The organism is Dankookia sp. P2 (assembly GCF_050632255.1).
Classification (GTDB): Bacteria; Pseudomonadota; Alphaproteobacteria; order Acetobacterales; family Acetobacteraceae; genus Paracraurococcus.
The window spans coordinates 910,148-931,066 of sequence record NZ_CP192581.1 but is presented as its reverse complement, the minus strand read 5'-3'; the positions used below and the strand labels follow the sequence as shown (position 1 = coordinate 931,066).

Below are 20,919 nucleotides of genomic sequence, written 5' to 3'. Positions count from 1 at the left end.
GCCTTGCGGTTGCCGTCCCGCGCGCCACTATCCTGCCCAGCAATCAAAGGATGATCCGTATGTTCCTGCCGCGTTGCAACCCGTTGGGCCTGCCGGGCCCGATGACCATGGCCGGCACCGCCATGGGCGGCATGGCCATGCTGGCCGGCATCGGCCCCTTCCTCGCCGGCATCGGCGTCGGCGCCGGGATCGTCGGTGGCGCCATGCTGGCGCGGAAGGCGATGGAGCGCCGCTCCGGCTGGCGCGACGAGCCCTCCGACACCCTGTCCGACCTCCCGGACGAGGGCGAGGCGACGATCCCGGCCAACCCGATCTGAACGCTCAGGCCGGGGCCTGGTCGCCCCGGCCGGAGATCGCGGTGCCACTGGCATGGCCGGTCCGCAGCGCCTCCCGCGCCCAGCGCGGGGCGGTCGGCAGCCAGCGGGGCAGCGGGTCGCCGGCGAGGCCGAGCCGCACGCCATGGGTGTAGCAGACGCCTGACAGCGCCTCGTCGAAGACCCGGCCGCGCCGGTTCTCCAGTGCCGCCCGCAGCGGCGCGTCGTTGATCCTGCGGGCCGGCGGCCCGGCTCCTCGGCCGCCGCACCGCCCATGGCGTCCCCGTCCATCCTGTCCTCCACCCCCTCGGGCCATCCGTGGGCAGAGGGTCCGCGCATCCGTTGCGGTGGTCCAATCACGGGATTTCGGCATCGGTGGAATGTGATGCAGCGGCAACCATCTGGCCGCCCGCGGCTCCCCGGATGCGGCGTGCCGCGCTACCCTGGCCGCCAATCCATCGGGGGAGGGACCGCCATGGCCGGCGAGATCCAAATCGAGATCCGCGAGGCGCCGGCGACCGGCCGCGTCGCCTTCGTCACCATCGCGCACGAGGCGAAGCTCAACACGCTGAACCCGGCGCTGATGCGGGAATTCGCCGCCGCCATGGCGCGACTCTCGGCGGACGAGTTGCTCCACGCCGCGGTGCTGACCGGCGCCGGGCCGAAGAGCTTCGTCGGCGGCGCCGACATCACCGTCATGGCCGGGCTAGAGGACGGCGAGGCGGCACGGGGCTTCATCACCCTGGTGCATGGCTGCTGCCGTGCGGTGCGGGATTGCCCGGTGCCGGTGATCGCCCGGGTCAATGGCTGGACCCTTGGTGCCGGGCTTGAACTCGCCGCCGCCTGCGACCTGCGGATTGCCGCCGACCACGCCCGATTCGGCATGCCGGAGGTCCGCGTCGGCATCCCCTCGGTGGTCGAGGCGGCACTGCTGCCCGGGCTGATCGGCTGGGGCCGCACCCGCCGCCTGCTGCTGCTGGGCGAGACCATCGGCGCCGCCGAGGCGCTGGGCTGGGGCTTGCTCGAGCAGGTGGTGCCGGCCGAGGCGCTGGATGCCGCGGTGGCGGAGTGGCTCGGCCATCTCGGCGCGGCCGGGCGGCAGGCGTTGCGGCTGCAGAAGCGGCTGATCCGGCAATGGGAGGATCTGCCGACCGACGCCGCCATCGCCGCCGGCATCCCCGCCTTCGCCGCCGCCTGGGAGACGGATGAGCCACGCCGGATGCTCGGCAGCTTCGCCGGCAGGCGGCGTGGCTAGACCATAGGGCGACCCTCGCCGACCTGTTTTTCGCTGGACAGCTTCGCCCTTGCCTGGAATGAGCAGGGGCATGATTCACCAAATGGTTGGCAACACATCCTGCCGCGCCGGCCGTCCCATGGCAGCCGGGCGGCCGGCATGATCTTCGCCTCCTCTCGAATTCCTGTTCCTGTTCCTGCCGATCTTCTTCGCGGCCTATTTCCTGACCCCGGCGCGGCTGCGGAACTGGCCGATCCTTATCCTCTCCTGGGCCTTCTATGCCTGGTGGCGGGTGGATTTCCTGGCGCTCCTGGCCGGGGTCACCCTCTTCACCTTCCTGGTCGCCCGCGCGATGGATGCTGCCGGCCCGCGCAGCCCGGCCGGACGGCAGCTGCTGCTGATCGGGCTGCTCGGCAATCTCGGCGTCCTCGCCTGGTTCAAATACGCCAATCTTCGGCGTCGAGACGCTGAACGCGCTGCGCGCCGGCTGGGGCCTGGCACCGCTGGGATGGCGGGAGATCCTGCTGCCGATCGGCCTGTCCTTCTACGTGCTGCAATCGGTCAGCTACCTGGTGGACCTGTACCGCGGCGACGTGCCCGCCAGCCGCCGCTTCGTCGACTATGCCGCGTACAAGGCGATCTTCTCCCAGCTCATCGCCGGGCCGATCGTCCGCTATGCCGAGATCGAGCGGGACCTGCGGTCGCGCAGCCATCGCCTGGCGCTGTTCGGCCTCGGCGCCCGCCGGTTCATGCTGGGATTCGCCGCCAAGGTGCTGGTGGCCGACACGCTGGCCCCGCTGGTCGAGGCCGCCTTCACGCTGCCCGCCCCGACCCTGGCCGAGGCCTGGGCCGGCGCCGTGGCCTACAGCCTGCAACTGCTCTTCGACTTTGCCGGCTATTCCGCCATGGCGATCGGCTTGGCCCTGATGTGCGGCTTCCGCTTCCCGGAGAATTTCGACCACCCCTACCTGTCGGGGTCGATCCAGGAATTCTGGCAGCGCTGGCACATGACGCTGTCCCGCTTCCTCCGCGACTACCTCTACATCCCGCTCGGCGGCAGCCGGCGCGGGCCGCTGCGGACCTACCTGAACCTGCTCGCCACCATGCTGATCGGCGGCTTCTGGCACGGCGCCAACTGGACCTTCCTGCTCTGGGGCGCCTGGCATGGCGGGTTGCTGGCGCTGCACCGGGGCTGGAGCGGACGGGGCCATCGGCTGCCCTGGATCCTCGGCAACCCGCTGCTGATGCTGGCCGTCGTCATCGGCTGGGTGACCTTCCGGGCGCCGAGCATCACCGCGACCTTCGGCGATGTATCGCGGCATGCTCGGGCTGAACGGCATCGGCTTCTCCGACGCCCTGCCCTGGCAGGTGACGCCGGATCAGTGGTGGTGCTTCGGCCTGGCCGGCCTGCTGGTCTATGCGCCGGCGCTGCTGCGCGGCCGGGTGCCGGACGGGCTGGCGCGGGCCGCCCGGGCGGCGGGGCCGCTGCTCGGCTTCGTCATCGGCATCGTCGCGCTCTACAGCCGCGCCGCGGTACCTTTCCTCTATTTCCAGTTCTGAGGCGGCGATGCAGGAACCTCGTCCCCGCACTGCCCAGGCCTACGCCCTGGCGATGCTCGCCCTGCTCGGCTGGGGCGCCTGGCAGGGCACCGCGGCGCTGCTGGAGCCGGCGACGCCGGGCCCGGATCGCCGAGAGCCTGACGCTGGAGGCCTTCCTCGGCGGGCGCACCGCGGCGGCGGTGAACCATGCGATGGCGCATGGCCTCGCCGGCCGACCCGCTGCTGCGCGCCGCCGGCGGGGTGCTGCGCTGGGGCGTCCTTCGGCTCGGGCGGGCCGGCGGTGCGGGCTCGGCTGCGACGGCTGGCTCTTCCTGACCGAGGAATCGCGTCCCTGGCCGGATGCAGCGGCCGCCATGGCCGAGCGCGCCGCGGCGCTCGGCCGCATCCGCGCGCGGCTGGCGGCGGAGGGCGTCGCGCCTGCTGGTCGCCGTGGTGCCGGACAAGGCGCGTATCGAGGCGGACCGGCTCTGCGGCGCCCGCGCGCGGCCGAGGCCATCGAGCGCCTGCCGGAATGGCTGGGGCTGCTGCGCGGGCAGGGGGTGCCGGCGCTCTCGCTGCACGATGCGCTGGCGGCCGTGCAGCCGGCCTTCTGGCGCACCGACACGCATTGGAACCAGGCCGGCGCCGCCGCCGCGGCCGCCGCGATCGCGGCGGCCACCGCCGGCCTGCCGCTGCGCCGCGCCGAGCAGATCTCGCGCACCGTCGCCGCCGCCGCGGAAGCGGATGGGCCGGGAGACCTGCTGCGGCTGATGAGCCTCGACCGCGTGCCCGACGCGCTGCGCCCGGCGCCGGATCGGCAATACCCCGAGCGCACCGAGGCCAGCGGCGAGGCCGCCGGCCTGCTGGAGGAGACGCCGCCGGCCGAGGTTGTGCTGCTCGGCTCCTCCTATTCGATGAACGCCAATTTCCACGGCCGGCTGCAGCAGGCGCTGGCCTCCGGGGTGGCCAGCCATGCCAGGGCCGGCGGCGGCTTTGCCGGCGCGGCGCGGGAATACTTCACCAGCGCCGCCTGGCGCGAGGCCAGGCCGACGCTGCTGGTCTGGGAGATCCCGGAACGCGTGGTCGGCCAGCCGGTCGGGGCCGCGGAGCGCGGATCCCTCGCCGGCTGGTAGCGGCTCAGGCCGCGGCCAGCGCGGCGCGGGTCTCCCCGCCGCCGGATCAGCCAGCGGCCGAGCGCGATCCCCGGCCGCTCCACCAGCCGGTAGCCGAGCGCCGCGGCCAGGCAGAGCGGCGGCAGGGTGATGGCGAGGCAGGCGAGGAAGGCCGGCCCGCCCTGGCCCAGCGCCTCCACAACCCGCGCATAGGCCGGTCGCAGCGCCAGGATCAGCGCGAAATGCGCGGAGGTAGATGCTGCGTAGCTCCGCTCCCCAGCCAGAGCGCCGGCCAGCAGCGCATCAGCCAGGATGGCCGCAGCGCCTGCCAGAGGCAGAGCGCGGCGAAGCCAGGGCCGAACAGCAGCAGGTCTATGTTGCCCGGTCCGGCCAGCGGCGCGGCGAGCGGCGAGAGCAGGAAGCCCAGCAGCCCGAGGCCCAGTGCCGCCGCGGCCGCCGCCGCCGCGCCCTCCGCGGCGTGCCGCGCACCCGCTCGAAGATCCGGAAGGCCAGCAGGGCGACAACGAAGACCCAGGCATTGCTGGCCAGCGCCACCTGCGGGTAGTCGCTGCCGGGCATCGCTGCCTCCAGCCAGACGCGCGCGGCCCAGGACAATGCCGTCGCCAGCACCGAGGCGACGGCCATGCCGGCGATGCCGCGGATCCGCAGCAGCAGCGGCAGCAGCAGGTAGAAGGGCATCTCGACGCCGACCGTCCAGCCGGCCGGGACCAGCCCGCCATGCCAGCCCGGCACGAAGTTGAAGGCGAAGCCGTATTCCGCCAGCACCCGCCCGGTCCCCGGCCAGCGCCCGACCAGCAGGATCAGCGTCGCCAGCAGCCAGTAGAGCGGCGCGATGCGGAAGAAGCGCTTCACCAGGTAGGGGCCCGGCCGCGTCGCCGCCTGCGGGTTGGCCCAGGCGAGGGAGAAGGCCGAGAGCGCGAAGAACAGGTGCACGCCAAGCCCGAAATGCGTGGCGATCCAGGGCAACAGGCTGGGCACGGCGAGCGCCGGGATGACATGCAGGTGGAACAGCAGCACCATCATCGCCGCCATCGCCCGCAGCCCATGCAGCCCGGGCAGCAGCCCGCTGCGCGCCTCCGCCATAGCCAGCCCCCGTTCCGGGTAAGGCGTATACCGGCGAAGCCGGGTGGTGGAGGCGCTTCGCCGATCACGTCCCGGCGGGCGGGGCGGCGGACTCCGCGGCCCGGCTGCCTAGCGCCGGGCCGGAGCCGGCATCCCGCCACCCTCGCCGGAGTAGTGCGGCCGGGGTTGGCGTCCTTCGCGGCGTCCTTGACCTGCGGGACCACGTCCGACCCGGCCCGGTCGCGCGCCGGGCCGGCCGAGCCGCCGCGGCCGGGCGCGTCGGCGCAGGCCGCCGTGCCGGGCTGGCAGTCGCGCCCGGGGGCGGCGCGCCCGGCCGGCGCCGTGTTCTGGGCCAGGGCGGGGCCGGCCAGCACCGCCGCCACGAGGATGATTGCGAAGCGCATGACGGATCCTCCGTATCGGGCAGCCTGCGCGCGGGCCGCGGCCCGCCAGGCGCAAGGCCGATAACAGGGCCGTTGGGCGCTCGTTCCGCAGCGTGAGCGGCCCCGCGGGCGCCGGCGCCGGGCTAGTTCCAGAGCAGCCGGCGGATCTGCGGCTCCAACGCCGCCGAGAGGATCCCGTAGCCGAGCCAGGTCAGGTGCAGGTAGTCGTAGGCGATCTGGTCGGACAGCCGGCCCGCCCGGTCCACCACCATTGAGCCGGGCGCGGTGTAGAACACCGTCTGGCCATCGGCGCAGCCGGCGACCAGGGCATTGACCTGCTCGTTCACCGCGCGCATCGGCTCGGAGGCGAGGCCGCCGCGCGGCAGCAGCCCGACCAGCAGCACCCGGGTCTGCGGCGAGCGGCGGCGGAGCGTCCGCACGACCTCGGCGATGCCGAGCGCGGTGTCCTCCGGCCGGCTGCCGGCGGCGGTGTTGTTGGTGCCGACCAGCACCACCGCCAGGCGCGGCCGCAGCGCGCTGCCGAGCGGCAGCCGCGCGAGCCGCCAGAGCAGGCTCTGGGTGGTGTCGCCGCTGACGCCGAAATCCAGCGCGGCGCGGTCGCCGTAGAAATGCTCGAACACCAGCGGCGCCCAGCCCTGCACGAGCGAATCGCCGAGGAAGAGCATCTGCGCCGGATTGGCATCCGGGCCGAGGACCTGGCGTTCCAGCTCGCTCACCCGCAGCAGCCAGCCCTGGTCGGTCAGCGGTTCCGGCTTCGCCTCGCGCGGGGCCGGCTGGCGGGCCGGCAGCCCGGCGCAAAGCTCGGCCGCCCGGCCGGCGGCGGGGCCGAACGCCAGCAGGCAGGCCAGGAGGAGAAGGCGCGCTACCATACCGGCCGCGCCGCTCCGCCGTTCAGCTGCACCGGCTCCGGCGCGCCATTCGTCAGCATCGCGGGCATTGGCCAGCTGCCGGCGGGGTAGCGAGTCGGCGTGCCGGCCAGCAGCGGCGCCAGGTCCTGCGGCGGCTGGTCCAGCCGCCAGCGGAGGTAGAACAGGCCGGTGGCGTCGCTGTAATTGCCGGTATGGGCGAAGCGGCCGATGGCGCCGAGCCGGAGCGTCGGGCTCACCGCATATTCCAGGTTGGCGCCGAGCCCGCCGACCGGCCCGCCGACCGAGCGCGCGGTGCTGCCGGCCGGGCCGAGCGCCGGGTTCGCCTCGAGTTGCGCCTGCAGCGCCTGGTCGGTCGGGAAGGCCGGGGCGCCGTGCTCATGGAAGCGCTGCCAGCCGAGGGTCGCCTGCACCCGGGCGGTGAGGTCGCCCCATTGCCGCTTCCAGTCGGCGCCGAGCGTCCCGATCACCTGCGATTGCGGGCTGAAATAGCCGCCCTGGCCGTAGCTGAAGCTTCCGAGGTTGCGGTTGTAGTGGAAGTAGCGGAGGTCCGGTCCGACGCTCAGCGTCTCCTCCGGCGTGCGGATGGCGGCGTAGTAGAGCCCGCCGCCGGCCTCGACCATCTCGTTGGCCGCGACATTCTCGCCGCGCAGGCTCTGCCAGCCGCCGCCGCCATAGATCCCGAAGCGATCGTTGACCGCGTATTCCAGCTGCGCCCGTGCTCCGGTCCGCATCACCCCGCCCCATTGGCGGCCGGTGCCCGGGTCGCGCTGGCCGGCATAGGACAGCACGCTCTCGGTCACCGGCCGGCGCAGCCCGGTCACGCGCAGGTTCAGCGCCTCGCCCAGCGGCAGCGCCGCCTCTGCCCCGCCGGCGACGTTCTGCTGCTGGAAGCCGAGCGGCGTCGCGCCGACATCCGCCCTGACCCGCGCCGCGACATAGCCGATGCCGAGGGTCTGGCCGGTGGTCCAGCGGGCGCCGAGGCCGGGGCGGCGCTGCCGGCCAGCACCCCGGTGCCGAACTGCCTTGCCTGGTCCGACCCGGCCGCGAAGCCGCCGGTGCCGAGCGCCACGGTGCCGGTCTGCAGCTGCAGCCGGCCGCCGAGCCCCGGCAGCGGGGTCGAGAGCTCGACCGGCGCGGTGATCTCGCTCAGCCGGCTGAGCCCGCCGGTGCCGCTGTGGCCGCGCAGGCCGATGCCGGCCTGCAGCCAGGTGGAGGTCTCGTCCCGCGCCTGGCGCAGCGCCCGGACCAGCTCGGCGTTCAGCGCATCGGCCGGCTCCTGCCCGGCGCGCGTCGCGGCACGGGCCGGGCTCAGCAGGTCGCGGGTCAGCGCCGCCTGGCCGGCGGCGCCGCTCGCCTGCAGTTCGGCGACCCGCCGCCGCGCCGCGTCCTCCAGCAGGCGCTGGGCGCGCACCGCATCGCCGCGCGCCCGGGCCAGCCGCGCCTCGGCCAGGGCCAGCCGCAGGTCGTCCGGCGCCTGCGCCCGGGCCTCGGCGAGCAGGCGCTCGGCGGTCGCCCAGTCGCCCTGGGCGGTGGCGAGGTCGACCAGCGCGTTGCGCGCTTCCTGGCTGCGCGGATCGATCGCCAGCAGCCGCTCGGCCGCGGCGCGCGCTTCGGCGGTCTTGCCATTCGCCAGGTTCAGCCGCAGCAGCGCGGCGTTCAGCTCGGGGTTGTCCGGCTGGCGTTCCAGCGCCGGCATCAGCTGGCGGTAGGCCGCATCCTGGTCGCCGATCTGGTTCAGCCGGTCCGCCAGGGTGACGACGGCGCTGGCCTGCAGCGCGGCGATCTGCCGCCGCGCCTCCTCCGGCAGGCCAGGGCTGTCGGCCAGCGGGCCGACCAGCGCCTCGGCCTCGGCCCGCTCGCCGATGCCCATCAGGCTGCCCGCCAGGGCGAGGCGCAGGCCGGGGTCGGTGCCGGGGTTGGCGGCGACCGCGGCGCGCGAGGCCGCCACCGCAGCCGGGCCATCGCCCAGGCGGCCGAAGGCGCGGACGACCGCGGCGCCGGTGGTGCCGCCCGGGCTCGGCTGCGCCGCCAGCGCGGCGAGGCGACGGCGGGCCTCCGGCCGGCCGTCGCGCGCCTGGCGCTCGAGCGCCAGGATCTCGCTCTCCTGCCGGCTGCGGGTCAGCAGGCGGTTCATGTCGGCATTGCGCAGCCGGGCTGGCACGCGCTCCAGCAGTTGCGCCGCCTCGGCCCAGCGCTCCTCGTCCGCCGCCACCAGGGCGGCGGCATAGGCGCTGTCGGCGCCGCGGTCGCGCGCCAGGGCCTGCTCGATCTCGCGCGCCTCGGCCTCGGCACCCGTCGCGCGCAGCAGCCGGGCGAGGTCGACCTTGATCCAGGGGTTGCCCGGGTCGGCCGAGAGCGCCTCCCGCAGCAGGGCCAGGCGCCGGGTCGGGTCCTCCTCGCGGAAGGCCTGCTCGCGCAGCGTATAGGCGCGGGCGGCGGTGGCGCCGGCAGGAGGGCGGAAGCCGGTCTCCTGCTGCAGGGTATCGGCCTCGGCGATGCGGCCCTGGCGCTGCAGCGTGTCGAACAGCCCGGCCAGCGCCACCGGCAGCTTCGGCCTGAGCGCGAGCGCCGCGCGGTAGCGGCTCTCGGCCGTGGCCCAGTCCTCCCGCCGGAAGGCGACCTGGCCCAACACCACCTCGCCCTGCACCCGCTCGTCGCCGCCAGCACGCAGCGCGCGGCGGGCGAAGCCGTCCGCGCGGTCGAGGTCGCCGCGCGCCAGCGCCCGCCAGGCCAGCGTCGCGTGGCTGGCATAGGCGGCGGGTCGCCGGCGGCGCCGGGTGCCGGATTGGTGCCGTCGGTGCCGAGGATGCGGATGAACTCGTCCCGCCGGTCGGGGCTGATCGCCACCGCCTGGTCGAGCAGCTGCTTGGTTTCCGCGTTGCGGCCCTGCCGACGGCGGATCAGCGCCAGGCCGACCAGGGATTCGGCATCCTGCGGATCGACCGCGATCGAGGTGCGGAACTCCCGCTCGGCATCGGCGAAGCGGCCGGCGCCGCCGAGGTTCCAGCCGGCCATGCGGTGCTGGATGCCGCGGGTGCTGCGCGCCTGGGCCAGCTTCTCGGCGATCTCGGGGTCGCTCGGGTTCGAGCGCAGATAGGCCTCGATCTGGTCGGCCGCCTCCGGGTCGGCACCCTGCCAGAGCAGCGCCTGGCGCCAGGCCCGGCGCGCCGCATTCTGGGTAGCGGGCTGCTGCGCCAGGCGCTCCAGCCGCTCGATCCCTTCGGCGCGCGTATCGAGCCCATAGGTCAGCATCTGGGCGTAGGCGAGCTGCAAGGGCGTCGTTCGGCGTGCGCCGGGCCAGGGCGCCGAGCTTGCTGCGGGCTTCCTGCATCCCGGAGTCGGACAGCGTCGCCAGGGCCGAGTAGAACTCCACCGCGCGGTTGGGCGGCGGGTCCTCGCCATGGAAGGCCTCGCGGTAGCGCTGCACCGCCTCCGCCGTGCGGCCGGCGCGGGCCAGGGCGCGGGCCTCGTCCAGGATGGCGGCATTGGCGCCTGGGTCGCGCAGGACGCCTTCGGTCTGCCGGGTGCGCGGGTCGTTCGGCGCCAGCCGGCGCAGCCGTTCCAGCAGCGCCGGCGCCTCGGGCCGGTTGAGCTGGGTGGCGACCTCGGCCGCGGCGCTCAGCGCTTCGACATTCTCGGGATAGGCCTGGACCGCGCGGTTCAGCGCCTGCAGCGCGGCCTCCGGGTTGTCCTGCAGCAGCCAGAAATCTGCCTGGTCCATCAACAGGGCAAGCGAGGGGCGGGGCCCGGCGACGCGTTCCAGCGCGGCCCCCCTTGGGCCGCGACCGGGGCGGGCAGCCAGGCCGCGCCGAGGGCGAGGCTGGCCAGCAGCCAGGGCGCCCGGCCCGGTGGCGTCACGGGCGCCACCGCGCGGTGCTGTCTCGCACCAGCAGGGCGGCGGGGGCGGCGCCCTCCGGGCGGATCAGCAGGATGCTGTAGCTGCCGCCGGCCTCGAAGCCCTCGGCCGGGAGGCCGACGGCGGCCTCGCCGCATTCGGCGCGGAGCGCGGCCGAAACCGGGTTCACCGTGCGGGCCCGGGCGGTGCCGGGCGCCACCTGGTCGAAGACCGTGGCGTGGTTCGACGCCAGCCGGAGCGCGGCGGCTGGGCAGCCGGGGGCGGCGTTGTAGAAGCCGAGCCGGGCCTTGGCGCGGTCGAAATCGGCGCTGTCGGTGACCGGCGTCGCGGCGATGCCGCCATCGGCGCCGCGGTGCAGCAGCAGCGTGACATAGCTGCCCGGCTCGAGCCCGAGCACGGCCCGGCCGGTGGCGCCGGCGCTGGCGGCCTCGAGCGCCAGGTGCCGTCCGGCGGCGCGCTCGACCACCGCATAGGGGTGACCCGCTGGGCCGGGCCGGTGCCGAGCACCTGGGCCGGCAGGAAATCCGGCCGCAGCGCGAGCTCGGCCCCCAGCGCATTGACGAAGCGCAGAAAGGCCGAGCCGGGCGGCGGCTGCGGGTCGTAGACCTGCGCCTGCCCCTGGGCGCGGAGTCGCGCCGGGGCAAGGCCGGCCAGCAGCGAGGCGGCCAGGATGCGGCGGCGGGTCATCCGCCGACCGCCCGCCTGACCTCCGCCAGGAAAGTCTGCGGCGGCACCGCATTCTGCCCCAGCTGCTGCTGTTCGGTTGGTTCTGGAGGTCGAATCCCAGGTGCATCCAGACCAGCGCCTTCGGCCGCCGGCGGCGGAAGCCGTCGCTTTTCAGGTATTCCAGCAGGGTGAACCAGGGGCCGTAATTGTTCGGCCGCCAGGCCAGCCCGACCGGCCGGTCGAGCTGCGCCGCCAGCAGCGGCACGAAGCCGTATTTCGGCTGGGCGAAGCTGTTGCCCACCACCACCACATCGGCGCCGTCATCACCATCGAGCAGCCCGCCGGCGGCCTGCGGCTCGCGGATCTGGTAGGTCTCGGGCGGGTACTTGGCGCGCTGGTCGGCGGGCAGGAAGCGCACCAGGTCGCTGGCCGGGTTGGTCATGGTGGCCGGGGGCCGAGCCGCGCGGCGGGGCGCGGGGCGGGCGGCAGGCGCAGGTCCTCCTTCATCCGCTTCGCCAGCTTGGTCGCCGCGACCTCGGCCCCGCCTGGGGTCCAGTGGGTGTCGGTGGCGAAGTAGACCGGCAGCTTCGGCCGGCTGGCGCGGACGGCACGGAACGGGGTGTCGAGGTCGACGGCCAGGGCGCCCGGCTTGCGCAGCGCGGCCAGGATGGCGGGTAGCGCTTGTCGATATCGGCCGGCAGCCTGGTGTCGTCCGGCAGGAACTGGCGATAGAGCCGCGACTTGGCCGGAACGACGGCCTGCACCACCTCGATCCCGGCGGCCTTCAGCGCCGCCACGGCGTCGTTCATCACCGGCGTCGCGGCCTGCAGCGCGCCGGGATCGAAGCGGAGGTCGCATCCCAGAGCGGGAAGAGCCAGCCCTCCTTGCCGACGACGACCAGGCCGGAGACGGCGGCCGGCGCCGGGCGGGGCAGGAGGGTCCCGAGGGCCAGCGCGGCGGCCGCCTGGACCAGGGGGCGCCGGCCCGGGGCATCTGCAGGGAGGGGGCGGTGGGACATGGACGGCCTGCCGATCCGATGGCGAGAATTGATGCGCTGAACTCTACAACCGCTCCTCTTGTCGCCATAGCGTTAAAGTTGAAATTTGCTGCTTTAAATTCCCGAAAAATTCCCGAAAGCAGGATCGGCCCGCTGCGCCGCCACCTGTGCAGGTGCATCGCGCTGGCCGCCTGGGCTAGAAGACGGGATGCGAGTTCATCTGGCCGGGCCCGAGGTCTTCCTTGCCGATGCGGCCGATATCGCCGCCGCCAAGCGGGCCATCTGTGCGGCGCAGGGGCTGACCGGAATCTTCCCGCTCGAGCCGCCGCCGCTCGAGCCAGACCCGGCCCTGCCGGAATGGCGGCGGATCTATCAGGCGAATGAGGCGCATATCCGCAGCTGCGACGCGCTGGTCGCCAACCTGACCCCGTTCCGCGGGGTCTCGGCCGATGTCGGCACGGTCTATGAGCTCGGCTTCATGCGGGCGCTGGGGCGGCCGGTCTTCGGCTACAGCAACAGCGACCAGCGCTTCGGCGGCCGGGTGCTGGCGGCGCTCGGCGGCGCCGCGCGGCGGCGGGCGGACGGCGCCTGGGAGGATGCCGAGGGCATGGCGGTCGAGGAATCTGGACCGGTACGACAACCTGATGCTGGAAGGCGGCATCGCCGAGTCGGGAGGCGGCTTCGAGGCCGCGGCGGTGCCGGCGGCGCGCCGCTGGCACGACCTGGCGGCCTTCGCCCGCTGCATCGCCGCCGCCGCGCGGGCGCTCGGTCTTCAGCCCGGCTCCGCATCGAGCGCATAGCCGGCCGAGCGGACGGTGCGGATCACGTCCTCCTCGCCGGGCCCGTTGATCGCCTTCCGCAGCCGCCGCACATGCACGTCCACCGTGCGCGGCTCGACATGGATGTCGCGGCCCCAGACGGCATCAAGCAGCTGCTCGCGGGAGAAGACCCGGCCGGGATGCTGCATCAGGAATTCCAGCAGCCGGTATTCGGTCGGGCCCAGGTGCAGGGCGCGGCCGCCGCGGGAGACGCGGTGCGCGTCCTGGTCCATGACCAGGTCGCGGAAGGCCAGCCTGCCGCGGCTGGCGACGCTGCCCGAGCGCCGCAGCAGGGCGCGGATGCGGGCCAGCAGCCCGTCCATGGCGAAGGGCTTGGTGACATAGTCGTCGGCGCCGATGTCGAGCGCGCGGACGCTGTCCTGCTGCTCGACCCGGGCGGTGACCATGATGATCGGCAGGTCGCGCGTGGCCGGCCGGCGGCGCAGCTGGCGGCAGACCTCGAGCCCCGAGAGCTGCGGCAGCATCCAGTCCAGCAGCACCAGGTCGGGCTTGGTCTCGGCGACGCGCAGCAGCGCCTCCTGCCCGTCCGCCGCCTCCTCGACCCGGAAGCCCTGCTTCTCCAGGTTGTAGCGCAGCAGCGTGAGCAGCGGCACCTCGTCCTCGACCACCAGGATCACCGGCCGGGCGCCCCCGGGGACCATGTCGGGCATGGGCTGCCTCCTCCGCTCAGCCGCCGGGCCGGGCGACGGCATAGGTCGAGGTGTCGCCCTTCGGCCGTTCCTCGGTCAGCGCCTGGCCCTGCACCGCGTAGTGCACGGTCTCGGCGATGTTGGTCGCGTGGTCGCCGATGCGCTCGAGGTTCTTCGCCACGAAGAGCAGGTGGGTCGCCGCGGTGATGTTGCGCGGGTCCTCCATCATGAAGGTCAGCATCTCGCGGAAGATGCCGTTGTAGACCTCGTCCACCGGCTTGTCGGCGGCCCAGACCTCGTCGGCCCGCGCCGCGTCCTCGTTCACCAGGGCGTCCATGGCGCCCTTCAGGTTCTCCTGCACGAGGCGCGCCATGCGCTGGAAGCCGTTGAGGCTGCCGAGCCGCGGCTGCTGGGCCAGGACGATGCTGCGCTTGGCGGCGTTGCGGGCATAGTCGCCGATGCGCTCGATCGCATGGATGATCTTCAGCGCCGCGACCACCAGCCGCAGATCGGCCCCGGCCGGCTGGCGCAGCGCCAGCAGGCGGATGCAGAAATCCTCGATCTCCCGCTCAAGCGCGTCGATCTCGGCGTCGCGGCCGATCACCTCGGTCGCCAGCTCGGCGTCGCCGCGGACCAGGGCGGTGACGGCATCGGCCACCTGGCGTTCCGCCAGCCCGCCCATCCGGGCGACCAGCTCGCGCAGCCGGCGGAGTTCCTCGGCATAGGCGCGCACGGTGTGCTCCTGCATCTGGTTCATCCCGCTGCGCCTCAGCCAAACCGGCCGGTGATGTATTCCTGGGTGCGCCGCTGCTTCGGCGCGGTGAAGAGCTGCCCGGCCGGCGCCACCTCGACCAGCTCGCCGAGGTAGAAGAAGGCCACCTGGTCGGCGCAGCGCGCCGCCTGCTGCATGTTGTGGGTGACGATCGCGATGGTGAAGTCGCGCTTCAGCTCGTCGATCAGCTCCTCGATCTTCAGCGTCGAGATCGGGTCGAGCGCCGAGGTCGGCTCGTCGAACAGGATCACCTCGGGCCGCACCGCGATGGTGCGGGCGATGCAGAGTCGCTGCTGCTGGCCGCCCGACAGGCCCATGGCGCTGGCGTTCAGCCGGTCCTTCACCTCGCCCCAGATCGCGGCGCGGCTCAGCGCCCATTCGATCCGCTCGTCCATCTGCGGCTTCGACAGCGCCTCGTGCAGCCGGATGCCGAAGGCGATGTTCTCGTAGATGGTCATCGGGAAGGGGGTCGGCTTCTGGAAGACCATGCCGATCCTGGCGCGCAGCGCGTTGAGGTCGACATCCGCGTCGAGGATGTTCTGCCCGTCCATCAGCACCTCCCCGGTCGCGCGCTGGCCGGGATAGAGGCTGTACATCCGGTTCAGCACGCGCAGCAGCGTCGACTTGCCGCAGCCGGAGGGGCCGATCATGCCGGTGACCTGGCGTTCCGGCAGGTCGAAGTCGATCCCCTTCAGCGCCCGGTTGTCGCCGTAGAAGAAATCGAGGTTGCGGACGGCGATGCGGGCGGTGCGGCTCAGCGCTGCGGCGGAGCGCGCCTGCATGCCGCCGAAGGAGGCGGGCTGGGCAGCGCCCTGGGCGGTGGCGGGATCCTGCATGGCGGATCTGCTCGGGGGCTCATGGGGTCGTGTCCTCTCTCACTTACCGCTGCGCAGCAGGCTGCGGGCCGCGATGTTCAACAGCAGGACGGCGAGGGTGATCAGCAGCGCGCCGGCCCAGGCCAGTTCGATCCAGTCCTGGAAGGGCGAGCCGGCATAGGAATAGATGGTGATCGGCAGGCTCGGCATGGGCTGCGACAGGTCGGTGGACCAGGCATTGTTGCCGAGGCTGGTGAAGAGCAGCGGCGCCGTCTCCCCGGCGATGCGGGCGATGCCGAGCAGGACGCCGGTGATGATGCCCGATGTCGCCGCCTTCCAGCAGACCATGACGATCATCTTCCACTTCGGCGCGCCGAGGCCGATCACCGCTTCCCGCAGGGTGTTCGGGATCAGGCTCAGCATGTCCTCCGTCGTCCGGACGACGATCGGGATGATGATGATCGAGAGCGCGGCGACGCCGGCCCAGCCGGAGAAGCCGCCGAAAGGCAGCACCAGCAGCTGGTAGACGAAGAGGCCGATCAGGATCGAGGGAGCCGAGAGCAGGATGTCGGAGACGAAGCGGACGACCTCGCCGAAGCCGGAGCCCTTGGCATATTCGGCCAGGTAGGTGCCCACCAGCATGCCCACCGGCGTGCCGATGACGGTCGCCAGCGCGACCTGGATCAGGCTGCCGACGATCGCGTTCAGCAGCCCGCCATTCGAGCCCGGCGGGCGGGTCACCTCGGTGAGGACCGAGAGGTCCATCGCGCCGAAGCCCTTGACGAAGAGCGTCGCCAGGATCGAGGCGAGGAAGGCGAGGCCGATGCCGGTGGCGGCCAGCGACAGCAGCCGGACCATGCGGTCGGCCCGCTTGCGGCGGCGGCCGAGCCGGGCGGCGGTCGCCGCATCCTTGACCGGCGCCGGCAGGGGAAGGGCGGTGGTGCTCATCGGGTCAGGCCTTCAGCCGAGAGCGTAGCAGCCAGCGCGAGGTGGCGAGCACGATGAAGGACAGCACGAACAGGATGAAGCCCAGGCCCAGCAGAGCCGAGAGCTTCAGGCTGCCCATCTCGCTCTCGCCGGATCCGAGCGCCACCACCGAGGCGATGGTGTTGCCCGGGCCGAACAGGGTGGTGCTGATCCGGTTGGCATTGCCGATGACGAAGGTGACCGCCATCGTCTCCCCCAGCGCGCGGCCGAGGCCGAGCATGATGCCGCCGGCGACCGAGATGCGGGTATAGGGCAGCACCACACCCCGCATCACCTCCCAGGTCGTGCAGCCGAGCCCGTAGGCGCTTTCCTTGAAGACCAGCGGCACCTGCTCGAAGACGTCGCGCATGGCCGCCGCGATGAAGGGCAGGATCATGATCGCCAGGATCAGCGCGGCGGTGAGGATGCCGGTGCCGAAGGGCGGACCCTGGAACAGGACACCAACCAGCGGCAGCTCGCCGATGCTGTCGATCAGTGTGGGCTGGACGTATTGCGCCATGATCGGCGCGATGACGAAGAAGCCCCACATGCCGTAGATGATCGACGGCACCGCGGCCAGCAGCTCGACCGCCGTGCCGACCGGGCGGCGCATCCAGGGCGGCGCCAGCTCGGTCAGGAAGAAGGCGACGCCGAAGGCGACCGGCACCGCGAGGAGGATTGCCAGCACCGCGGTGACGACGGTGCCGTAGACCGAGACGCCGGCGCCGAAGACCTCGGTCACCGGGTCCCATTCGGTGGACCAGAGGAAAGGCAGGCCGAAGGCGCGGAAGGCCGGCAGCCCGCCGAGGAAGAGCTCGACGATGATGCCGCCGAGCAGCAGCAGCACCAGCGCACCCGCGGCGTGGCAGGCGCCGGCGAAGAGCGTGTCGCCGAGGTTGGACCGGCGGGCGGGGCGGGGCCGCGACGCGGCGGAAAGGGTGGCGGCCTGCGACAAGCGATGTGCTCCGGCAGCGGGAAGGGCGCGGCGGCCGGTCACCCGGCCGCCACCGGCAAAGCGGGGCTCAGCCGTTCCAGACCGGCTGGCCGTTGGTCTTCACCTCGGCCTTCCAGGCGGCGCGGATGGCGTCCTGCACATTGCCGGGCAGCGGGATGTATTCCAGCTCCTGCGCCAGCTTGCCGCCGTTCCTGAAGGCCCAGTCGAAGAACGTCATCACGTTGCGGCTGCGCTCCGCATCCGCCGGGTTCTTCGGCAGCAGGATGAAGGTGGGGGAGACGATCGGCCAGGAGGTCGCGCCCTGCTGGTCGATCAGGCTCGCCGCCATGCCCGACGCGGTCCAGTCGGCATTCGCCGCGGCGGCGATAAAGGCCTCCTGCGTCGGCCTGACGAACTGGCCGGCCTTGTTGCGCAGCTGGGTGGTGACCAGCCTGTTGGTGATGGCATAGGCGTTCTCGACATAGCCGATGGCGCCGCGGATGTTCTTCACCGTGCCGGCCACGCCCTCATTGCCGCGGGCGCCGGTCCCGGCGGGGAAGCGGACCGAGGTGCCGACGCCGACCTTCTGCTTCCACTCCGGCGACACCGCCGCGAGGTAGGAGACCCAGACGAAGGTGGTGCCCGAACCGTCCGCCCGGTAGGCCGGGGCGATCGCCAGGTTCGGCAGGGCCACGCCCTGGTTCAGCTCGACCAGCTTCGGGTCGTTCCACTTGCTGATCTTGCCGAGGTAGATCTCGGCCAGCAGCTCGCCGGTCAGCTTCAGCTGCTCGTTCTCGATGCCCGGGATATTCACGATCGGCACCAGGCTGCCCATCACCGCCGGGAATTGCAGCAGGTTGCCCTCGGTCAGCTGGGCGACCGTCAGCGGCGCGTCGGAGGCGCCGAAATCGACCGTGCGATTCTTGATCTGGTTGATGCCGGCGCCCGAGCCGACCGACTGGTAGTTCACCGTGATGCCGGTCGCGGCTTTCCCGGCCTCGGCCCATTTCTGGTAGACCGGGTTGGGGAAGGTGGCGCCGGCGCCGGTGATCTGGGCGCCCTGGGCCAGGGCGGGGCGGGCGAGCAGCGGGGCGGCCGCGGTCAGGCCGGTGGCGATCAGCAGGGTGCGACGGTTCACGCGTCTCTCTCCGGAAGGAGCTTGCCCGGGGCTGGGATGCCCCGGGGCGGGCGCGGCCTGACTACTGCCGCCGGAAGACGGCCCTGTTGCAGATTTATGAAGCTTCGATGACAGGAGTGCCGACAACCATGCCGGTTATCCATTCGTCAACCCTTCGGATACCAGGCCGGCCGGCGCTTCTCCCGGAAGGCCGCCAGCCCCTCCCGCCCCTCGGACGAGGCGCGCTGCATCCAGCCCTCATGCGCCAGCAGCGCCATCTGCCGCTCGTCCAGCTTCAGCCCGTTGGCGCCGAGGAAGCTGTCCTTGGTCACCGCGATGGCGCCGGGGGCCGAGAGCAGCGTCTCGTCGAGGATCGCCGCCAGCCGTGCCTCGACCGCATCCGCCGCCAGGACCTCGTGCACCAGCCCCATGCGCAGCGCCTCCCCGGCGCCGAAGCGCTCGCCGGTCAGGGCGTAGCGGCGGGTCTGCCGCAGCCCCATGGCATGCACCATATGGGTCGAGATCGGCGTCGGGGAGACGCCGACCCGCACCTCGGTCAGCCCGAACAGCGCCGCCGGCGTCGCGAGCGCCACGTCGACGCAGCAGGCGATCCCGGCGCCGCCGCCGAAGCAGGCGCCCTGGATGACGGCGAAGGTCGGGCGGGGGAATCTGTTCAGCTTCTGCATCGCCACGGTGGTGGCGAGCGAGCAGTCATAGGCCCGCTCCGGCCCGTAGCCCGCGACCTCGGCCAGCCAGTTGATGTCCGCCCCGGCGGCGAAGTGGCGGCCCGCGCCGCGGATCACCAGGGCGCGCACGCCCGCATCGGCGCGCAGCGCGTCGAGCCCTGCGATCAGCGCCCGCAGCAGTGCCTCGTTGTAGGCATTGCCGACCTGCGGCCGGTTCAGCGTGACGGTGACGACGCCGCGTGCATCGCGGGACAGCAGGACGGGGGTTTCCTCGGGCATGGCGGGTTCCTCGCTTCGCCGCCGGCTTGTCCCCGCGGCGGCGAATTGACAAGCCCGGCCGGCGGGGCGGAGGCTCGGCCCGACCCGGAGGCAAACGCCCATGTACGCCACCCGCCCGACGCTCTACGGCACCCGCCACGCCGTCTCCGCCGGCCATTACCTGGCCGCCGCCTCCGGCTTCTCGGTGCTGGAGGCGGGCGGCAACGCGATCGACGCAGGCTGCGCCGCCGGCATCGCCCTCGGCGTGCTGCTGCCGGACCTGGTCAATGTGGCGGGGGTCGCGCCCATCCTGATCCGCAAGGCGGACGGAACGGTCGAGACCATCGCCGGCCTCGGCACCTGGCCGAGATCGATCCCTGCCGACCTCTTCATGCGGGAGCATGGCGGGAAGATCCCGAACGGCGTGCTGCGCACCGTGGTCCCGGCGGCGCCCGATGCCTGGATCACCGCGCTGGAACGCCACGGCACCATGGGCTTCGGCGACGTCGCCCAGCACGCGCTGCGGCACGCCCGGGACGGCTTCGCGGTCTATCCGCTGCTGGCGCAGAACATCCGCGACCACCAGGAGGACTACGCCCGCTGGCCCGGCAACGCGGCGATCTTCCTGCCCGGCGGCCAGCCGCCCGCGGTCGCCGACCGCTTCGTCCAGTCCGACCTCGCGGCGACGCTGCAATACATGGTGGACGAGGAGCGGAAGGCCGCGGGGAAGGGGCGCCTGGCCGGCCTCGCCGCCGCCCATGCCGCCTTCTACCGCGGCGACATTGCCCGCGAGATCGCCGCCTTCATGGCGCGGGAAGGCGGCTACCTCACCATGGAGGACATGGCCGCCTACCGATCGAAGCTGGAGCCCGCGGTGCGGCGCACCTGGCGCGGGCACGAGGTGCTGACCTGCGGCCCCTGGTGCCAGGGACCGGCGCTGCTCGAGGCGCTGCTGCTGATGGAGCGCGGCGGCATCGGCGCCTTGGCGCACAACAGCGCCGACTACATCCACCTGTTCACCGAATGCATCAAGGCGGCGATGGCCGACCGGGAATACCATTTCGGCGACCCGGCTTTCCTCGAGGTCCCGCTCGAGAGGCTGCTGGGGGAGGCGCATCTCGGCGCCCGCCTGGCGCAGATCGACCCCGACCGGGCGCTGATGGGGATGCCCGGCCCGATGCTGAACACCGGCACCACCCTGCCGACGGCGACCGACCGCGCCGCGCCCCTGGTCGAGGCCGATACCTCCTACTGCGCGGTGGTGGACCGCTGGGGCAATGCCTTCAGCGCGACGCCCTCGGACGGATCCTGGAACTCCCCGGTGGTGCCCGGGCTCGGGATCATCCCCTCCAACCGCGGCAGCCAGAGCCGGCCCGACCCTTCGCATCCCTGCGGCGTCGCGCCCGGCAAGCGGCCGCGCCTCACCCCCAACCCGGCGATGATCGTGACCGCGGGTGGCGGCGTCATGCCCTTCGGCACCCCGGGCGGCGACGTGCAGATCCAGGCCATGCTGCAGGTGGTGCTGAACGTGCTGCAGCACGGGATGGAGCTGCAGGAGGCGATCGAGGCGCCGCGCTTCGCCAGCTACTCCTTCCCCTCCAGCTTCGCCCCCTTCGACTTCTTCCCCGGCCGCCTCGCGGTCGAATCCGCCATCCCGCAGGCGACCCGCGACGCGCTTGCGGCCAAGGGGCACGAGATCCGCGACTGGCCGGAGAAGACTTGGCTGGCCGGCACGGTGGAGGTGGTGAAGTCGGACCCGGCCAAGGGCATGCTGGCCGCCGGCGCCGATCCGCGCCGGCCCGCCTATGCGGTGGTGGCCTGAGGCGCCA

At 73.1% G+C, this 20,919-nt stretch carries 20 protein-coding genes and 2 pseudogenes; 6 read left to right on the top strand and 16 right to left on the bottom strand.

What is annotated here, in order from left to right; all coding sequences use genetic code 11:
- Positions 1-50 precede the first annotated feature (50 nt).
- The gene (locus tag ACQ86J_RS05510; RefSeq protein ID WP_431270331.1) at positions 51-317 is read left to right on the top strand and encodes a hypothetical protein; all 267 of its coding nucleotides are present in this window, start codon (positions 51-53) and stop codon (positions 315-317) included.
- Between the two features lie 4 nt (positions 318-321).
- Here ACQ86J_RS05510 and ACQ86J_RS05505 read toward each other — a convergent pair whose 3' ends face one another.
- Positions 322-687 carry a hypothetical protein gene (locus tag ACQ86J_RS05505; protein ID WP_431270330.1) on the bottom strand — a complete coding sequence of 122 codons (366 nt, stop codon included), beginning with the start codon at positions 685-687 and terminating at the stop codon, positions 322-324.
- A gap of 102 nt (positions 688-789) precedes the next feature.
- Between ACQ86J_RS05505 and ACQ86J_RS05500 the strand changes: the two genes are divergently transcribed.
- Entirely contained in the window at positions 790-1,569 is a 780-nt protein-coding gene (locus tag ACQ86J_RS05500; protein WP_431270329.1) for an enoyl-CoA hydratase, read from the top strand.
- Between the two features lie 527 nt (positions 1,570-2,096).
- Positions 2,097-4,220, top strand: coding sequence for an alginate O-acetyltransferase AlgX-related protein (locus ACQ86J_RS05495; RefSeq protein WP_431270328.1), 2,124 nt, complete (start codon positions 2,097-2,099; stop codon positions 4,218-4,220).
- A gap of 351 nt (positions 4,221-4,571) precedes the next feature.
- On the opposite strand, the gene ACQ86J_RS05490 is transcribed toward ACQ86J_RS05495, so the two are convergent.
- The 8 genes and pseudogenes from ACQ86J_RS05490 to ACQ86J_RS05455 all read right to left on the bottom strand — a co-directional run bounded on the left by ACQ86J_RS05490 (position 4,572) and on the right by ACQ86J_RS05455 (position 11,935).
- Positions 4,572-5,303, bottom strand: coding sequence for an acyltransferase family protein (locus ACQ86J_RS05490; protein ID WP_431270327.1), 732 nt, complete (start codon positions 5,301-5,303; stop codon positions 4,572-4,574).
- Positions 5,240-5,686: a hypothetical protein gene (locus tag ACQ86J_RS05485; protein ID WP_431270326.1), complete on the bottom strand. Its 447-nt coding sequence runs from the start codon at positions 5,684-5,686 to the stop codon at positions 5,240-5,242. Before ACQ86J_RS05485 ends, ACQ86J_RS05490 begins: the two co-directional genes overlap by 64 nt.
- A 122-nt stretch (positions 5,687-5,808) precedes the next feature.
- Positions 5,809-6,555, bottom strand: a complete 747-nt coding sequence (locus ACQ86J_RS05480) for a GDSL-type esterase/lipase family protein (RefSeq protein WP_431270325.1) — start codon at positions 6,553-6,555, stop codon at positions 5,809-5,811.
- Positions 6,549-7,499: a cellulose synthase subunit BcsC-related outer membrane protein gene (locus ACQ86J_RS05475; protein WP_431272305.1), complete on the bottom strand. Its 951-nt coding sequence runs from the start codon at positions 7,497-7,499 to the stop codon at positions 6,549-6,551. The genes ACQ86J_RS05480 and ACQ86J_RS05475 overlap by 7 nt, the downstream gene beginning before the upstream one ends.
- Entirely contained in the window at positions 7,385-9,097 is a 1,713-nt protein-coding gene (locus ACQ86J_RS05470) for a tetratricopeptide repeat protein (protein WP_431270324.1), read from the bottom strand. The genes ACQ86J_RS05475 and ACQ86J_RS05470 overlap by 115 nt, the downstream gene beginning before the upstream one ends.
- A gap of 347 nt (positions 9,098-9,444) precedes the next feature.
- A pseudogene (locus ACQ86J_RS05465) lies at positions 9,445-9,570 on the bottom strand (hypothetical protein); the annotation flags it as partial.
- An 839-nt stretch (positions 9,571-10,409) separates the two neighbouring features.
- Complete coding sequence (locus tag ACQ86J_RS05460; RefSeq protein ID WP_431270323.1) at positions 10,410-11,519, bottom strand: alginate O-acetyltransferase AlgX-related protein; 1,110 nt, start codon at positions 11,517-11,519, stop codon at positions 10,410-10,412.
- Positions 11,516-11,935 carry an alginate O-acetyltransferase AlgX-related protein gene (locus ACQ86J_RS05455; RefSeq protein WP_431270322.1) on the bottom strand — a complete coding sequence of 140 codons (420 nt, stop codon included), beginning with the start codon at positions 11,933-11,935 and terminating at the stop codon, positions 11,516-11,518. Before ACQ86J_RS05455 ends, ACQ86J_RS05460 begins: the two co-directional genes overlap by 4 nt.
- Before the next feature lie 347 nt (positions 11,936-12,282).
- Here ACQ86J_RS05455 and ACQ86J_RS05450 point away from each other — a divergent pair.
- Both ACQ86J_RS05450 and ACQ86J_RS05445 read left to right on the top strand, forming a co-directional pair.
- A pseudogene (locus ACQ86J_RS05450) lies at positions 12,283-12,642 on the top strand (nucleoside 2-deoxyribosyltransferase); the annotation flags it as partial.
- Between the two features lie 76 nt (positions 12,643-12,718).
- Entirely contained in the window at positions 12,719-12,874 is a 156-nt protein-coding gene (locus tag ACQ86J_RS05445; RefSeq protein WP_431270321.1) for a hypothetical protein, read from the top strand.
- Here ACQ86J_RS05445 and phoB read toward each other — a convergent pair.
- The 7 genes from phoB to ACQ86J_RS05410 all read right to left on the bottom strand — a co-directional run bounded on the left by phoB (position 12,847) and on the right by ACQ86J_RS05410 (position 19,111).
- Positions 12,847-13,563: a phosphate regulon transcriptional regulator PhoB gene (phoB, locus tag ACQ86J_RS05440; protein ID WP_431270320.1), complete on the bottom strand. Its 717-nt coding sequence runs from the start codon at positions 13,561-13,563 to the stop codon at positions 12,847-12,849. The two genes, ACQ86J_RS05445 and phoB, sit on opposite strands and share 28 nt — an antisense overlap.
- Positions 13,564-13,579: 16 nt before the next feature.
- A complete protein-coding gene (gene phoU / locus ACQ86J_RS05435) occupies positions 13,580-14,299 on the bottom strand; it encodes a phosphate signaling complex protein PhoU (protein ID WP_431270319.1) in 720 nt (239 codons plus the stop codon).
- Between the two features lie 11 nt (positions 14,300-14,310).
- Positions 14,311-15,096, bottom strand: a complete 786-nt coding sequence (pstB, locus tag ACQ86J_RS05430) for a phosphate ABC transporter ATP-binding protein PstB (RefSeq protein WP_431272304.1) — start codon at positions 15,094-15,096, stop codon at positions 14,311-14,313.
- Positions 15,097-15,189: 93 nt separating this feature from the next.
- Entirely contained in the window at positions 15,190-16,077 is an 888-nt protein-coding gene (gene pstA, locus ACQ86J_RS05425; protein ID WP_431270318.1) for a phosphate ABC transporter permease PstA, read from the bottom strand.
- Between the two features lie 4 nt (positions 16,078-16,081).
- Positions 16,082-17,050, bottom strand: a complete 969-nt coding sequence (gene pstC / locus ACQ86J_RS05420) for a phosphate ABC transporter permease subunit PstC (RefSeq protein ID WP_431270317.1) — start codon at positions 17,048-17,050, stop codon at positions 16,082-16,084.
- Positions 17,051-17,117: 67 nt separating this feature from the next.
- Positions 17,118-18,167 carry a phosphate ABC transporter substrate-binding protein PstS gene (gene pstS, locus ACQ86J_RS05415; RefSeq protein ID WP_431270316.1) on the bottom strand — a complete coding sequence of 350 codons (1,050 nt, stop codon included), beginning with the start codon at positions 18,165-18,167 and terminating at the stop codon, positions 17,118-17,120.
- 146 nt (positions 18,168-18,313) lie between these two features.
- Complete coding sequence (locus tag ACQ86J_RS05410) at positions 18,314-19,111, bottom strand: enoyl-CoA hydratase-related protein (protein WP_431270315.1); 798 nt, start codon at positions 19,109-19,111, stop codon at positions 18,314-18,316.
- Positions 19,112-19,211: 100 nt separating this feature from the next.
- Here ACQ86J_RS05410 and ACQ86J_RS05405 point away from each other — a divergent pair, with 100 nt between their 5' ends.
- Positions 19,212-20,912: a gamma-glutamyltransferase family protein gene (locus tag ACQ86J_RS05405; protein WP_431270314.1), complete on the top strand. Its 1,701-nt coding sequence runs from the start codon at positions 19,212-19,214 to the stop codon at positions 20,910-20,912.
- Positions 20,913-20,919 lie beyond the last annotated feature (7 nt).